General features: G+C 63.6%; 12 protein-coding genes. 2 read left to right on the top strand and 10 right to left on the bottom strand.

The window, feature by feature from the left end; all coding sequences use genetic code 11:
- From AC0L2L_RS04300 to AC0L2L_RS04260, 9 genes are all read right to left on the bottom strand, one after another.
- The gene (locus AC0L2L_RS04300; RefSeq protein WP_027165212.1) at positions 1-1116 is read right to left on the bottom strand and encodes an ABC transporter ATP-binding protein; all 1116 of its coding nucleotides are present in this window, start codon (positions 1114-1116) and stop codon (positions 1-3) included.
- A gap of 23 nt (positions 1117-1139) precedes the next feature.
- A complete protein-coding gene (locus tag AC0L2L_RS04295) occupies positions 1140-2084 on the bottom strand; it encodes a carbohydrate ABC transporter permease (RefSeq protein ID WP_473576406.1) in 945 nt (314 codons plus the stop codon).
- Entirely contained in the window at positions 2081-3040 is a 960-nt protein-coding gene (locus AC0L2L_RS04290) for a carbohydrate ABC transporter permease (protein WP_473576405.1), read from the bottom strand. Before AC0L2L_RS04290 ends, AC0L2L_RS04295 begins: the two co-directional genes overlap by 4 nt.
- Positions 3041-3165: 125 nt before the next feature.
- The gene (locus tag AC0L2L_RS04285; RefSeq protein ID WP_036257900.1) at positions 3166-4419 is read right to left on the bottom strand and encodes an ABC transporter substrate-binding protein; all 1254 of its coding nucleotides are present in this window, start codon (positions 4417-4419) and stop codon (positions 3166-3168) included.
- Between the two features lie 59 nt (positions 4420-4478).
- Positions 4479-5990 carry an aldehyde dehydrogenase family protein gene (locus AC0L2L_RS04280; RefSeq protein WP_473576403.1) on the bottom strand — a complete coding sequence of 504 codons (1512 nt, stop codon included), beginning with the start codon at positions 5988-5990 and terminating at the stop codon, positions 4479-4481.
- 9 nt (positions 5991-5999) lie between these two features.
- Complete coding sequence (locus AC0L2L_RS04275; protein ID WP_473576402.1) at positions 6000-6776, bottom strand: enoyl-CoA hydratase/isomerase family protein; 777 nt, start codon at positions 6774-6776, stop codon at positions 6000-6002.
- Positions 6769-8370, bottom strand: coding sequence for an acyl CoA:acetate/3-ketoacid CoA transferase (locus AC0L2L_RS04270; protein ID WP_473576401.1), 1602 nt, complete (start codon positions 8368-8370; stop codon positions 6769-6771). Before AC0L2L_RS04270 ends, AC0L2L_RS04275 begins: the two co-directional genes overlap by 8 nt.
- A complete protein-coding gene (locus AC0L2L_RS04265; RefSeq protein ID WP_473576399.1) occupies positions 8367-9383 on the bottom strand; it encodes a Gfo/Idh/MocA family protein in 1017 nt (338 codons plus the stop codon). The genes AC0L2L_RS04270 and AC0L2L_RS04265 overlap by 4 nt, the downstream gene beginning before the upstream one ends.
- Positions 9380-10423: a LacI family DNA-binding transcriptional regulator gene (locus AC0L2L_RS04260; protein WP_473576398.1), complete on the bottom strand. Its 1044-nt coding sequence runs from the start codon at positions 10421-10423 to the stop codon at positions 9380-9382. The genes AC0L2L_RS04265 and AC0L2L_RS04260 overlap by 4 nt, the downstream gene beginning before the upstream one ends.
- A 242-nt stretch (positions 10424-10665) precedes the next feature.
- Here AC0L2L_RS04260 and AC0L2L_RS04255 point away from each other — a divergent pair, with 242 nt between their 5' ends.
- On the top strand, positions 10666-11820 hold the full coding sequence (locus AC0L2L_RS04255) for a dihydrodipicolinate synthase family protein (RefSeq protein WP_473576397.1): 1155 nt from the start codon (positions 10666-10668) through the stop codon (positions 11818-11820).
- Between the two features lie 85 nt (positions 11821-11905).
- Here AC0L2L_RS04255 and AC0L2L_RS04250 read toward each other — a convergent pair whose 3' ends face one another.
- Positions 11906-13966 (bottom strand): alginate lyase family protein, encoded by a 2061-nt coding sequence (locus AC0L2L_RS04250; RefSeq protein WP_473576395.1) that lies wholly within the window; start codon positions 13964-13966, stop codon positions 11906-11908.
- A gap of 373 nt (positions 13967-14339) precedes the next feature.
- Between AC0L2L_RS04250 and AC0L2L_RS04245 the strand changes: the two genes are divergently transcribed.
- Positions 14340-14687: a DUF1330 domain-containing protein gene (locus tag AC0L2L_RS04245; protein WP_473576649.1), complete on the top strand. Its 348-nt coding sequence runs from the start codon at positions 14340-14342 to the stop codon at positions 14685-14687.
- Positions 14688-15226: the final 539 nt, after the last annotated feature.

Below are 15226 nucleotides of genomic sequence, written 5' to 3'. Positions count from 1 at the left end.
TTAAAGGATGCGCTTCTCGGTCGCCGGATCGAAGAACACCGCCTTGGTCAGGTTGAAGGCCAGCGGCGTGACGGTGCCCGGCTGAATCTTGGCATCGGCGCGCAGCCGCGCCACTACAGCCTTGCCGCCGAGATTGGTAACGGCGAAAGTATCGGAGCCGGCCGGCTCGATCACCTCGATGTGGCAATCGGCGGTCGCGATGTTGGAGGCATTGCGCTCCGCACCTTCCGGATCGGTCAGCGCCTCGGGGCGGACGCCGAAGATGACCGGCTTCTCCTTGAACGCCGAGAGACCCGCCGGGGCGTTGGCCAGAGGCAGCGAAATCGCAGCGCGCGCGTCTGGCTTGAGCACCACCGACAGACCGGAGCCATTGCCGCCGATCGTCGCCGGGACAAGGTTCATCGCAGGCGAACCCATGAAGTCGGCGACGAAGATGTTGGTCGGGTTGTTGTAGATCTCCGCCGGCGTGCCGAACTGCTGCACCTCGCCGTCGCGCATGACGGCGATCTTGGTCGCCAGCGTCATCGCCTCGATCTGGTCGTGCGTGACGTAGACGATCGTCGTGCCGGTGGTCGCATGCAGGCGCTTGATCTCGATGCGCATGTCGACGCGCAGCTTGGCGTCGAGGTTGGAGAGCGGCTCGTCGAACAGGAAGAGTTTCGGGTCGCGCACCAGCGCGCGGCCCATGGCGACGCGCTGGCGCTGGCCGCCGGAAAGCTGGCTGGGCTTGCGCTTTAGGAGGTGGCCGATCTGCAGGATCTTGGCCACCTTGTCGATCGCCTTCTGGCGTTCCGCCGCCGGCACGCCGCGCATCTCCATGCCGAAGGCGATGTTCCCGGCCACCGTCATGTTCGGGTAGAGCGCGTAGCTCTGGAAGACCATGGCGATGTCGCGCTTCGAAGGATGCAGGTCGTTGATCGCGCGGCCCTCGACCCGGATCTCGCCCTCGGTGATCTGCTCCAGGCCGGCAATGGTGTTGAGCAGCGTGGACTTGCCGCAGCCGGACGGGCCGACCAGCACCAGGAAGCCGCCCTTTTCGAGCTCGACATCGATGCCCTTCAGGATCTCGACATTCCCGAAGCGCTTCTTCAGCCCATCAATTTCCAGAAAAGCCATGATCGTTCCTTCAAGAAAGAGGGTCAGCCCTTGACCGCGCCTGCCATCAGCCCGCGCACGAAATAGCGGCCGGCGACGACATAGACGATCAGGGTGGGGAGGGCGGCGATCATCGCCGCCGCCATGTTGACGTTGTATTCGACGACGCCGGTCGAGGTGTTGACGACATTGTTCAGCGCCACCGTCATCGGCATCACGTCGCCGGAGCCGGCATAGGCGGAGGCGAACAGGAAGTCGTTCCAGATGTTGGTGAACTGGTAGATCACCGTCACAACGATGATCGGCAGCGAGTTGGGCAGCATGATGCGCCGGAATATCTGGAAGAAGGAGGCGCCGTCGACCTGTGCCGCCTTGACCAACTCGGTCGGGAAGGCCTCGTAATAGTTGCGGAAGAAAAGCGTGGTGAAGCCAAGGCCGTAGACCACGTGGACGAAGACGAGATTGACCGTCGAATTGCCGAGGCCGAAATTGAAGCCGGTCGCGTTCTGCAAGGTGACGCCGAAGCGGCCGAGGCTGCCGAGGATCGTCGCCATCGGCAGGAGCACCGACTGGAACGGGATGAAGCAGGCAAACAGCATCATGGCGAAAACCAGTATGTGGCCGCGGAAGCGCCATTTGGTCAGCACGTAGCCGTTGAGCGCGCCGAGCAGCGTCGAGATCAGCACTGCCGGCACCACCATCTTGATGGAGTTCCAGAAATAGCCCTTCATGCCGACGCAGGTCAGGCCCGAGCAGACTTCGCTCCACGCCTTTATCCATGGCGCGAAAGTCGGCGCATGCGGCAGCGACAGCATGTTGCCGTTCTGGATCTCGTCCATGGTCTTGAACGAGGTGACCAACATGACGAAGAGCGGCATCAGGTAGAAGATCGCGAACAGCGCGAGCAGGCCGTAGATGACGATGCGGTTGATCGTCCTGGCTCTGGCGCCGCTTGACGCCTGGCGGGCAGGTGAAGTGACGGCGCTCATCGCGACTTCTCCCTGAGCTCGGAATAGAGATACGGAACGATGATGGCGGTGATGGTCATCAGCATGATCACCGCGCTTGCCGAGCCGACCGCCATCTCGTTACGCTTGAAGGTGAACTCATACATGAAGTTCGACGGCAGCCAGGCCGAGCCACCGGGTCCGCCGCTGGTCAGCGCCACGACCAGGTCATAGGACTTGATGGCGAGGTGGGCGAGCACGATAAAGGCGGACAGGAACACCGGCCGCAGCAGCGGAATGACGATGCGGCGGTAGAGCTGGAAGGTGGAAGCGCCGTCGATCTGCGCCGCCTTCATGATCTCGCCATCGATGCCGCGAAGGCCGGCCAGGAACATCGCCATGACGAAGCCGGAAGCCTGCCAGACGCCGGCGATGACCACCGTGTAGATAACGAAATCCTTGTTCTTGATCCAGTCGAAGTGGAAGCTCGTCCAGCCCCACTGGTGCAGCGTCTGCTCGAGGCCGAGGCCGGGGTCGAGGAACCATTTCCAGGCGACGCCGGTGACGATGAAGGAAAGCGCCATCGGATAGAGATAGATCGGCCGCAACACGCCTTCACCGCGGATCTTCTGGTCGAGCAGGATGGCCAGGAACAGACCGAGCGCCAGGCAGATCGCGATGTAGAGGAAGCCGAAAATGCCCATGTTGGTGATCGAGGTGTACCAGCTCGACGGCGGGTCGCTCTCGAACGTCCAGCGCCACAGTCGCTGGTAGGCGCGGCCGCCGGTAATGGCATAGGACGGAAAGGTCTTGGAGTTGGTGAAGGACAGATAGATCGTCCATAGGATGAAGCCGTAGACGAAGACGATCGTCGCCGCGAAGCTTGGCGCCAGGACGATCTTCGGCAACAGGTCCTGCAGCCGTGAACGGACGGAGGCGCCAGGGCGGGCGTCGTGCTCCGGTGTCAGCTTGATCTGGGTTTCGGCAACTGTGCTCATCGGCTCATCCAGTACCGGTTGGTCGGAAGCTGCCCGGCGCGAAACGCACCAGGGTTTGTCCCGCACCTTTTTTCGACGGGAGATCTCCCCCGCCGAAGCGGGGGAGATGAGTTCAAGTTGAAGCCTTACTTGGCGTCGTCGATTGCCTTGACCAGTTCGGTCACGGCCTCGTCGGAGGTCTTGATCTGACCATGGACGAATTTCGACACGACGTCCTTGTAGGCGTTGGCGACGGCCGGCGGGGCACCGTAGCCCTGGGCCAGCGAGCCGAACAGCGTGCCGCCTTCATTGGCCTTCTTCAGGTCGGCGATGCCCTTCTTGCCGCAAGCGTCGAAGTCGGTGTCCGGCACGTCGGTGCGGGCCGGGACCGAACCCTTCACCACGTTGAAGGCCGACTGGAAGCTTTTCGACAGGGTGGCGGTGGCCAACGCGACCTGGGCGGCCTTGCGGTCGTCCGGAACGTTGAACATGCCGAACATGTCGGAGTTGTAGATCACCGAGCCGTCGGTGCCCGGGAAGCGGTAGCACAGGAAGTCGGTGCCGGGGGTCTTGTTGGCGGCATGGAACTCGCCCTTGGCCCAGTCGCCCATGACCTGAACCAGCGCATCGCCCTTGATGACCATGGCGGTGGCGAGGTTCCAGTCGCGGCCCGAGAAGTTCGGGTCGACATAGGCGACGAGCTTGGCGAGGTTGTCGAACGACTTCTTCATCGTGTCGGACTTGAGCGAGTCCTCGTCGAGGTCGTTCATGGCCTTCTTGTAGAATTCCGGACCGCCGGTCGACAGCACGACGGAGTCGAACATGGTGGCTTCCTGCCAGTTCTGGCCGCCGAGCGCGAGCGGGGTGACGCCGGCAGCCTTGGCCTTGTCGAGCAACGCGACGAAGTCGTCGAAGGTCTTCGGCTCGGTGCCGCCGATCTTGTCCATCACCGCCTTGTTGATCCACAGCCAGTTGACGGAGTGGACGTTGACCGGAGCGGCCACCCACTTGCCGTCATAGACGGAGAACTTCTGCAGCGCCGCCGGAACCGACTTGTCCCAGCCTTCCTTCTTGGCAGTCTCGGTCAGGTCGCCCATGACGCCGGCGGCGGCATAGTCGAGCACGGTGTAGCCGAGCATCTGCGAGGCGGTCGGATAGTTGCCGGCCGCGACCATCGCCTTCAGCGCGGTCATGGCGGCGTCGCCGCCACCGCCGGCCACCGGCACGTCCTTCCAGGCATAGCCTTCCTTGGCCAGATCCTGCTTCAGCACGTTCAGAGCAGCCGCTTCGCCGCCCGACGTCCACCAATGCAGCATCTGCACTTCCTTGACGTCCGCGGCATGCGCCGAGAACGCAAAGCTCGTCGCAAGAGCCGTTCCGATAAGCAGTTTGCGCAACATGTACTTCCTCCCTTGTTGCATACACATAACCGGCGGGTGTCCGCCGGGGTTCTCCCAACTCAGCCGACCCACCATCCGGTGCGCTGGCCTTGATGAAACTGGATAGTCTTTTCTTCGGTATAGTCTTCGACGGCGCGTTTGCCGAGTTCGCGTCCGAGACCGGACTGCTTGTAGCCGCCGAAGGGCAGTTCGGGATAACCTTCCATGAACGTATTCACCCAAACCGTCCCCGAACGCACACCGCGCGCCACCGACATGCACGTGTCGATGCTGCCGCTCCATACCCCTGCCGACAGACCATAGGGCGTGTCGTTGGCAATGCGCAATGCCTTTTCAATCGTTTCAAAAGTGAGCACGGACAGCACCGGTCCGAACACTTCCTCGCGGGCGATCGCCATGTCCTGCGTAACGTTGCGGATGATGGTTGGATCGAGATATTGGCCGGCATTGGATGCGAGCCGGGCGCCACCGGCAAAAACATCGCCGCCGTCGGTTTTCGCCGCCGTTACATAGCCGGCTACCTTTTCCATATGGTCGGCCGAGATCATGGCGCCGACCTTGGTGCGGTCGTCGAGCGGATCGCCGACGCGGACCTTTGCGGCAAGCGCCTTGACCGCGCCGAGGAACTCGTCGGCGATCGCCTCGTGCACGATCAGGCGGCTGCCGGCATTGCAGCATTCGCCGGCGTCGAAGAAACCGCCGAACACCGCGGCATCCGCCGCCGCCTCGAGGTCGGCGTCCGGGAAGACGATCTGGCCGTTCTTGCCGCCGAGCTCCATCGATACCTTCTTCAAGGAATTCGAGGCGGCGGCCATGGTCATCTTGCCGACGCGGGTCGAGCCGGTGAAGGAGACCATCTCGACCAGCGGATGGCTGACCATTGGCGCACCGACATCGGCGCCGAAGCCGGCGAGGATGTTGACGACGCCGGCCGGCAGTCCGGCCTCGAGCAGGATGTCGCCGAGCACGAAGGTTGAGGCCGACGTCATCTCGCTCGGCTTCACCACCGCCGTGCAACCGGCGGCGAGCGCGAAGGGCAGTTTCTGGCTGATGATCAGGAAGGGGAAATTCCACGGCGTGATAAGCGAGACGACGCCGATCGGCTCGCGTAGCACCACGCCCAGCATGGAATCGCCGAGATTGGCGTAGCTTTCGCCAGAGAGTGAGCGGGCCAGCGAGGCGGCGTAGCGCCAGATGTCGACGGCGCCGCCGATCTCGCCGCGTGCCTGGGCGATAGCCTTGCCGGATTCCAGAGCATCGAGCCGGGCGATCTCTTCCAGCCGTGTCTCGATCAGGTCTGCGGCCTTCAGCAGAACCGCGGCGCGTTCGGACGCCTTCATGCGCGGCCACGGGCCGGTCTCGAAGGCCTTGTGCGCGGCCCGCACGGCGGCGTCGACTTCAGCGGCGCCTGCTTGCGCGTAGCGGGAAACGACGAAGCCGTGGCCGGGGCTGGCGCGCTCGATGGCGCGGCCGTCGCGGGCATCGACATGCTTGCCGTCGATCAGCAGCTTGTAGGCCTTCGGCGCTTGCGATGCCTCGGCCGGCATGGAGATGTTGAGCGGTGCGTTCATCGTTCTTCTCTAGGATCTCGAAAATTCCGGCTTCTGCTTGGCCTTGAAAGCGCCGACGCCGGCTTTGAGGTCGGCCGTGAGCGCGACGAAGCCGCTGGCCAGCGCCTCGGTCGCGGCGGCATCCTCCTCGCCCTCGGCAACGCCGATCATCAGCTTGGCGGCTTCCGTCGCCAGCGGGCCGCGCTCGGCGATTTTTTCAGCCCAGGCCTTGGCCTCACCGAACGCTTTGGCGGTTTCGACGACGCGGTCGACGATCCCGAGCGCCAGTGCCTCGGCCGCCAGCAAAATCTCGCCGCCGAGCGCCATGCGGCGCACGACTTGCGCGCCGAAGCGGCGCACGGCGCGCTGCGTTCCGGACCAGCCCGGCACAACGCCGATCGAAGTCTCTGGAAAGCCGAGCTTCACCTGGTTTTCGGCGACGCGGAAATCGCAGGCGGCCGCGAGTTCCAGCCCACCGCCCAGCGCATGGCCGGACAGCACCGCGATGGTGGGCTGCCGAAGCCGCGCCAGCCGGTCGAAGACGCGGTGGCCGTAGCGCACCCATTGCACCTGGAAGTCGGCGGCGCTCATCGCGGCCCAGGCCTCGACGTCGCCGCCGGCGCAAAAGCCCTTGCCTTCGCCGCGGATCAGCACGACGCGCACGCCCTCGGCCAGCTCGGCGTCATCAAGCGCTGCTTCGAGCGCACGCAGCATCGGAATGTCAAGCGCGTTGAATTTCTCCGGCCGGCGCAGCGTGACGATGCCGATCGCGCCGTCCTTTTCGAAGGTGACGAGACGCTCAGCCATGCGCGCCTCCGAGCGAGGCGCCGCCGTTTAGCGACAGGCCGATCGGCCTGTCCCGATAGAGCGCCGCGGGCGTGACCTTGAGGTCGTTGGCGACGCCAAGCGGAATGTCGGCCTGCGCCAGCACATCGCGTTCGAGATCGATGCCGGGCGCGAGTTCCGTCACCATCAGGCCGCCCGGCGTCAGCTTCATCACGCAGCGTTCGGTGACGTAGGTGATGTCCTGCCCTTGCGCGACCGCGCGCTTGCCGGAGAAGGAGATATGCTCGACCTCGTCGACCACTTTCCTGACCTTGCCTTCCTGGTCGATGCGGATGGCGCCGTCGGCCAGCGAAAGCTTGGCGCCGGCATTGAAGAAGCCGGAGAAGACGATCTTCTTCGCCCTCGACGTGATGTCGACGAAACCGCCGGCGCCGGCCGTCACATGCGGCCGCGCCGAGAGCTTCGAGACGTTGACCGAGCCGTGGCGGTCGATCTGCAGGAAGGACAGCAGCGAAGCGTCGAAGCCGCCGGCCTGGAAATAGATGAACTGATGCGGCGAAGGCATGATCGCCTCGGCGTTCGAGGCGCAGCCGAACTTGAAGTCGAGCAGCGGCACGCCGCCGACCGCGCCCTGCTCGATCACCCAGGTGACCTTGCCGTGCTGGCCTTCCTCGAGAAGGATGCGCGGCACGTTGGCCGAGATGCCGAAGCCGATGTTGACGGCCATGCCGTCGCGCAATTCCATGGCGACCCGGCGGGCGATCACCTTCTGGACGTTCATCTCCGCGTTGCGGAAGGTCGACAGCGGCCGGAAGATCTCGCCCGAGATCGCTGGGTCGTAAGGTGTCAGCGTCGTCTGCAACTGGTCGGGCGCCACCACGATATGGTCGACCAGGATGCCTGGAACGCGCACATCATGCGGCTTCAGCGTGCCGTTCTCGACGACGCGCTTGACCTGCGCGATGACGATGCCGCCATTGTTGCGGGCAGCCAGCGCCTGCTCGAGGCCGCCGAGATAGGCGCCCTCATGCTCATAGGTGAGGTTGCCGCGTTCGTCGGCGGAAGTGGCGCGGATGATGGAGATGTTGGGAACGATGGCGCGGAAATAGAGCCATTCCTCGCCGTCGAACTGCTGCACCGAAACGATCGGCTCGCTGGCCGCGGCGTTCATGGCGCAGCCCTGGTGGCGCGGATCGGCGAACGTGTCGAGGCCGACCTTGGTCAGCACGCCGGGCCGCTTGGCGGCGGCCTCGCGATGCATGTCGAACAGGATGCCGGAAGGCACGTTGTAGGCGGCGACCGAATTGTCGCCGATCATCTTCCAGATCTGCGGCGGCTCGGAAGAGGAAGGACCTGACGGATAGGAGCCGCAGAGCGTTCGCTTGAGCAAGCCCGGCTTGGCGAGATGGTCGATGCCCTTGATGCCGTACATGTCGCCAGCGGCGATCGGGTGCAACGTGGTGATGTGCTTCGGATGGCCTTCCGCGTCGAAGCGCTCGCCGATCGCGGCGAGCACCGCGTCCGGGCAGCCGAGGCCGCTCGACGACGACACCGATACGACCATGCCGTCCTTGATCAGGCTGGCGGCGTGGGCCGCCGAGACGAGCTTGCTCACGCGAGACCCCCAAGTTGCGGGTCGATCGTCACGGCCTTGCCGGTCTTCGACGATTGCAAGGCGGCTTCGGCGGATGCGAGCGACCAGATGCCGTCCTCGCCGGTGGCTGAAGGCTGGCCTTCGCCGCGGATCGCGGCGTGGAACTGGCGCAGCGAACGCGTATAGAGATCCTCGCGGTCGAAGCTCAATTCTTCCTCGCCCTTCGCAGTGCGCAGCAGCACCGAGCCGACCGGCTTCTGCGTCATGACATTGCTTGCGATCAGCGAGCCATCCGATCCGTGCACCTCGAAACCGGTGCCGGCGAATTTCGTCGTGAAGCCCTCATGCGATTGCGCGATGACGCCGGACTTGAAGCGCCAGATGCACATGGCGCCATCCTCCAGGCCGCCGCCAGCCATGCCGGCTGACTGGGTGAAGGCCGAGATCTCGACCGGATCGTCACCGAGCACGAAGCGCAGTGTGTCGGCATCATGGACGGTGATGTCGAGCACCACGCCGCCGCCGGCCTCGGGCCTGGTGATGCGCCAGCCCTGCAGGTTTTCCGGCAGATAGACGGAGTGGAAGACGCGCGCGGCGACCGGCTTGCCGATACGGCCGGCGGCAATCGCCTCGCGCATGGCGCGATGGGCGCCGGCATTGCGCAGATGATGGTTGGTGCCGAAGACGATGCCGGCCGCCTTGGCGGCGGCGACCATCTTGCGTGCATCCGAGCTGTTAAGCGCCAGCGGCTTCTCGCACATCACATGCTTGCCGGCTTTGATCGCCGCAAGCCCCTGTTCGAGGTGCAACTCGTTTGTGGTCGAGATGTAGACGGCGTCGATGTCGGCCGCGAACAGCGCGTCGAGCGTCGAAACGGCCGCCGGGATGCCATTTTCCCGGGCATAAGCTTCGGCGCGTTCCGCGCTGGAACTCATCACGGCAGCGACCTCGCCATCGGCCTGCGCTCGCATGGCATTGATCATGAACTGTCTGGCGATCGTGCTGGCGCCGATCAGTCCCCATCGCACGCTCATGCCGCGTCTCCCACTTGCTTGTTGCGATCCGGGCCGCTGCTTTCCCGGACGACGAGGCTGACGGCGCCGATATGGTCCTCGGCGCGCGTAGTGCGCGACTGGATCATCTTCAGCATGACGTGGGCCGCGCGCTCGCCGAGGCCGGCGGTGTCGACGGCGACGCTGGTCAGGGCCGGACTGTAATGCTCGGCCTCCGCCACGTCGTCGAAGCCGACGACGGCAAAGTCGGCTCCTGCTTCCAGATTGCGCCGGCGCAGCGCCAGCATTACCCCGAAGGCAACGGCGTCGTTGAAGCAGAGTGCTGCCGTCGGCGGCTGGGCCGCAGCAAGTGCTGTCTCCAGGCAAGCCATGCCGCCCTTACGGCTGGTCTCGCCTTCGACAATCAACCGGTCAGCGGCAGGGATGCCAAGCGTTTCGCAGGCCTCGAGGAAACCGCCCACCCGCTCGTGATAGACGACGAGGTCCGATGAGCCGCCGAAGAACGCCAGGCGGCGATGACCCTTGCGGATCAGATGCTCGGTGGCAAGCACCGCGCCGCGATGATTGTCCGGCGCGATCACCGGGATGCGGCTGTCGGGCAACCGGCGCATGGCAAAGACGATCGGCACACCGGCCGTTTCGATGCGGCGGAAGGCGCCCGGCATGGTGCCGCGCGCCGGCGAGACGATCAGGCCGGCCACACCCTGCTCCATCAGCGATTTCAGCACCTCTTCCTGACGCACGGGGTTCTCCGCCGTGTTGGCGATGAAGGGGACCACGCCCGCCGCCTGGAAGACGCGCTCCATGCCGACCGCAAGCTCGGCGAAGAAGGGATTGGTGAGATCGTTGATCACCATGCCGATGACATTGGAATGGGCCTTGCGCAAATTGGCGGCGCCGCGGTTGTAGACATAACCGACATCCTCGATCGCCTTGCGCACCTTGACCGCGGTTTCAGGCCGGATCAGCCCGCTGCCTTGCAGCACGAGCGACACCGTCGATTTGGACACGCCGGCCTCGCGGGCAATGTCCAGGATCGTTGCCTTGGCCCGGCTGGCCATCCTCGTCCCATCCTCCACATTTTCTGAGCGAATTTATTGGAACGTTCTAATCATCGTTCGAAATCGGAGTCAATCGAGATTCTTGTGGGATTCCAAAAATTGATTGGAGCGGTTCAAAGACACAGGCACTGCAAGGGTTTCTAGGTTTTGGCACTGCTCTCGCCGGCTCGGATATCTGGAATCCTAAAGCTTATTGATTTATTGGAACGTTCCATTTATAGCGGCTGCAACGGGAGAGTTCGATGGACATCATCTTGCCTGCGGGAAACGGCGAGCGGGTCAGCTACCGGCTTGTCGGCAAACCGGTCGAGCCGAAAACAGGCGCGCATTTTTCGCGCATCGCCTATGCCGCCGCCCATGTCGTTGCCGACCCCTTCGCGATGACCAATCCGTGGTCGCGGCCGGCGGTCGACTGGGACAGGACCATGGCGTTTCGCCACCATCTGTGGCGCCTCGGCTTCCGCATCGCCGAGGCCATGGATACGTCTCAACGCGGCATGGGTTTCGACTGGGCGAGCGCGAAGGAACTGATCCGCCGCTCGATCGCGGAGGCTAAAACGGTGCCGGGCGCCGACCTCGCCTCGGGCGCGGGGACCGACCATCTGGCGCCGGCGGCGGCCAAAACGCTCGACGACGTTGTTGGCGCCTATGAAGAACAGTTCGCCTTCATCGAAGGCGAGGGCGGCAAGGCGATCATGATGGCGAGCCGGGCGCTGGCGGCGGTGGCAAAGGGGCCGGACGATTATGCCCGCGTCTATGACCGCATGCTGAGCCAGGCGTCGGGCAAGGTCATCCTGCACTGGCTGGGCGACATGTTCGATCCGGCGCTCAAGGGTTATTGGGGCAGCAATGATTTCGATACCGCGCTCGACACGGTCGTGGCCATCATCGAGCGGCACGCGAGCAAGGTCGAAGGCATCAAGATATCGCTGCTCGACGCCGGCAAGGAAGTGCTGCTGCGCGACCGGCTGCCCGACGGGGTCGTGATGTTCACCGGCGACGATTTCAACTATCCGGAGCTGATCGCCGGAGACGGCAGGAGGCACTCGCACGCGCTGCTCGGCATCTTCGACGCCATCGCGCCGGTGGCGAACGCCGCGCTGGCGAAGTTGGCGGAGGGCGACAAGGCCGGTTACGATGCGCTGATGGCGCCGACCGTGCCGCTGTCGCGAAAGATCTTCGAGGCGCCGACCGAATACTACAAGGCCGGCATCGTCTTCATGGCCTGGCTGAACGGGCATCAGGATCACTTCACGATGGTGGGCGGCATGCAGTCGGCGCGCGGCATATGCCACTACGCGGATGTCTTTCGCCTCTCCGACCTGGCCGGTCTCTTAGCCGACCCTGACCTTGCCGCCGCCAGGATGAAGACCCTGTTGGCGGTGGCCGGCATCTGAGCCGATCCCCCGCGCGGGATTTGCGTTCCGCCGGCACATCTGTATTGGTCGGCTCGGTGCTGGTGCGCAGGCGCCGCATGAGAAATCAGGGCCGCCGCAATATCCAGAATGGCGGGATCGCGCAGTCCGGATGGAAGACCAGCTTCATTGCTTCCGGTTGCATGCCTGCGGGCATGGTTTCGCCGCCATCATGCCGCGCCAGATCGTCCAGCAAGGGCTGGATGCGCTCCTCGTCGAATTTTTCGCCGCGTATCGTGGCCAGGGTATCGGCATGTGCCGCCACCCAGCGCAGAGCCTCGACCAGCCCCTGTCCGCCCCTGGCCCGATAGCCCCAGAGATCGTCGCCGACCGAGGACAGGATTCGCGCCAGCGCCGTCCATCCCTGCAAGGCAAACATGGCGTAGTGCCTCGGGCGGGTGCGTGACAGTTCCTCTGGCAGGCGGCCATCGGCCGCGATCTGGTCAGCGATCCTTTCGCGGGCATAGAGTCCCGTTTTCGCAAGTGCTGCGCCGTCACCCAGGAACGCTGCGATGGCCGCCCGTTGCAGATCGAAGAAAACACCGTGATTGTTCAGCCGGTAGAATTCAAATTTCGCGGCCGGCGCGGTATCCAGCCATTCGCAATATGAAGAAAGCCAGGCCCTGAAGCCATGGCTGTCGCGCTCGCCCTGCGCTCCAGTCCGCTCGATCAACCTGACCGCATCGAGGAAGAAGTAGAGGTCCGCGAGTTCAAGGATGCCGTATCCCGGGCCTTCATTGTTGTCGCGCCCGCGTCGCACCTGCGCATAGCGCATGTTCGGGTTCATTCTGGTCGCGGGGTCCACGAACCACGTACGGACGAGCCGTGCGGCATGACTGGCGTAGCGCAAGTCGCCAAGCACGGTCGTCGCCAGGGCAAGCACGGTGGTGTCGTCGAGAACCCGCTGCAGGCGTGTTCGATCGTAGGCTTCACTGCCCGTGGCATACAGTGCGGTGCCGGGAGCGTGTTCGCCGTCGCGCCGGATAAAGGGAAGACCATCCGGCTTTCGCGGATCCGGCCACCAATATGGTGCGGGCTGGAAATAGTCATGCGGATCGCCGCTCGGGGCACGGCCGCTCTTGTCCATGACGCTGAACGGACCGCGAAGGAGCGCCTGCTCCGCGCCGGCACGCAGCTCTTGTTGGACATGCGGGTTTTGCCCGTGGCGCACGGCGACCAGCATATCCTCGTCGTAGTAAGCCAGGCGCAAGGGATCGAGCTTTTGGGCGGCTGCTCTGGCATCGCAGCGGTCGAGCATGCCGACGATCGCCTCGTCGCGCTTGCCCAGCCGGGCGCGGAAACCGGCCCGGCCGACTTCCAGGTGCGAACGCCCTGAATCCAGGCGCGCAACCCAGCCCGCATTCTGGAAAAGCCCGGCATCCGCCGCAAGGCGGGGGCGCGGGATGTCCCATGCATCGTCGCGAAACCGGTCCCATAGTCCGGGGACGCCGAGCCGCCATAGCATTTCAATCTTCGGCCGGCGCCCATAGCCGTAATTTTCGTCGAACAGCTCGGTCGTGTCGCTTCGAAAAATGATCTGCGGCTCTTCCTCCGCCGGCGGCGTGAAGGTCTCGTCGAGGAGAAGCGCGTTGTCGACGATGCGCGCCATCGGCACGACGACATAGTGAAAATAGGGATTGTGCTCGATCGCCGTCCGGATCTGCTGGAAGGCCGGCGCTGTGAGATAGCAATTGCCGTCCCAGGCCATCAGCCATTTGGCCCGCCCGCGGGCAATTTCCAGCGCCGCGTTGCGCGCGCCGTTATTGTTCATCGCATAGAGGTTCTTGCGGTGCCGGACATGCGTTTCGTAACGCGAGGCATTCTGCCCGCCCGGCCGGTTGTCGGCATTGGTAAACCTGGATTCGTTCGCCGCCAGCCCGTCGGTGTTCCAGGGAATTTGCCGGTAGCTGTCGAGATCGAACGGGATTGCGTGAAAGCTTTGACCGCGGCTTTGCAGCAGGTCGACGATGCGCGCTTCCTCGCTCGGGTCGACAATCCGATTGACGATCCAGAATTTCTCGCAGTCCGAAAAGACCGGTTCGTTGTCCAGGATGAACCGGACATTGTCGTATGACTGGCCCTTCCTGTGTCGCGGTTCCAGGTCATTGCCGATGATGCGGACGAGCATGAAGCTGTCCTTCACAGGGGCAGACCGCGACGTCTCGTAGGCTCTGCGGGCAGCATCGACACGCTGTCGTGCCAGACGATCGCGGACGGCCTTGTTTTTCGCCCGTTCGCGAATGCGGGCGAGGGTGGCAAGCGGCGCGCCGGCGAGTTTGCCTGCGCGCTTGAGCTCAAGATAGACGCGCAACCAGACCGGGCGTTTTGTCGGGCCAGAGCTCACGAGTCGAGGCTCGCGGCCGGAAATCGCAGTCCGCTTGCAGTTGCTGGCTGACAGAAGAACTGTGTCTCGATTGGAATTAGAATGATCCTCCCGAACTCGGCTCTGCGTAGCCTGTTAGTCGGATCGTGTCACGGCTCTATTCAGTAGATGCGCCGCAATAGCTGGAGAAGCAAAGGATGCTTGCCAATTACCCGTCACAACCGCCGATTCCCAGGCTCACTGGACAAGCGTCGTCGGAACCGAGATTTCGGATCAGGAGGCGCAGGCCGAATACAGCCGCCTTTGGAAGCCTATCGGCGAAAAGTACCAGGCACGGATCAACACGACAAAACAGCCGCCTCTGCTCATAGAGGCGCGTGATGCCCGGCGCATGATCCTTGTGGAATTTCCGTCCCTGGAGATCGCCAAGGCCTGCTACGCCGACCCGGCTTACGAGGAAGCCAAGCGGTTCGCGCTGAAAGCGTCGAACCGCGTGCTCGTCATGTTCGAAGGGGATCTTGGGTAGCAGCCGTCAGCAGTGCCGCAAGAAGTTCCGTGCCAGACGGAATGTTCAAGTTATTGAAAGGACGGTGGGTGTGACAAGGATTGAACTTATAACCCCTGCAATGTCGATCCGGTGCGTTCATTGAGTTCATTGCGAAATCTGCCCGCAAAAGAACATAAACAGAGTAAAAACATTCAAACATATCTGTGCCGTTTCTGTGCCAAGGTACCGATCTTCCCTTGCGACAGTTCCCCAGATACAAAGCTGGTTATTCGTCGAGTGCTGAGGAAGTCCAGCACTGTGGAATGACCGAGGCACACGGGGACTATTTATGGATGCGTCCGAGGACTCGCCTCGCGACAGAACTCTGGTAGAGCGCTGGATCGGCATCGCGGAGATGCCAAAAGCCATCTTCGGTTGGCCTAGCTGGGAGATCAGCAGTAGTTCGAGGAAGAAGGCCGGCGAGGGCGCCAACGAGTCAGACCAACTCGTCCTAGTGTCTCTTCTCGCTGATCAGTCCGGTGCCGCTCTTGAAGGGGTCGAGCTTCGCATACAAGCTT

The sequence above is a fragment of the Mesorhizobium sp. WSM4832 genome (assembly GCF_055811115.1).
This window is presented reverse-complemented; position numbering and strand designations above follow the sequence as displayed.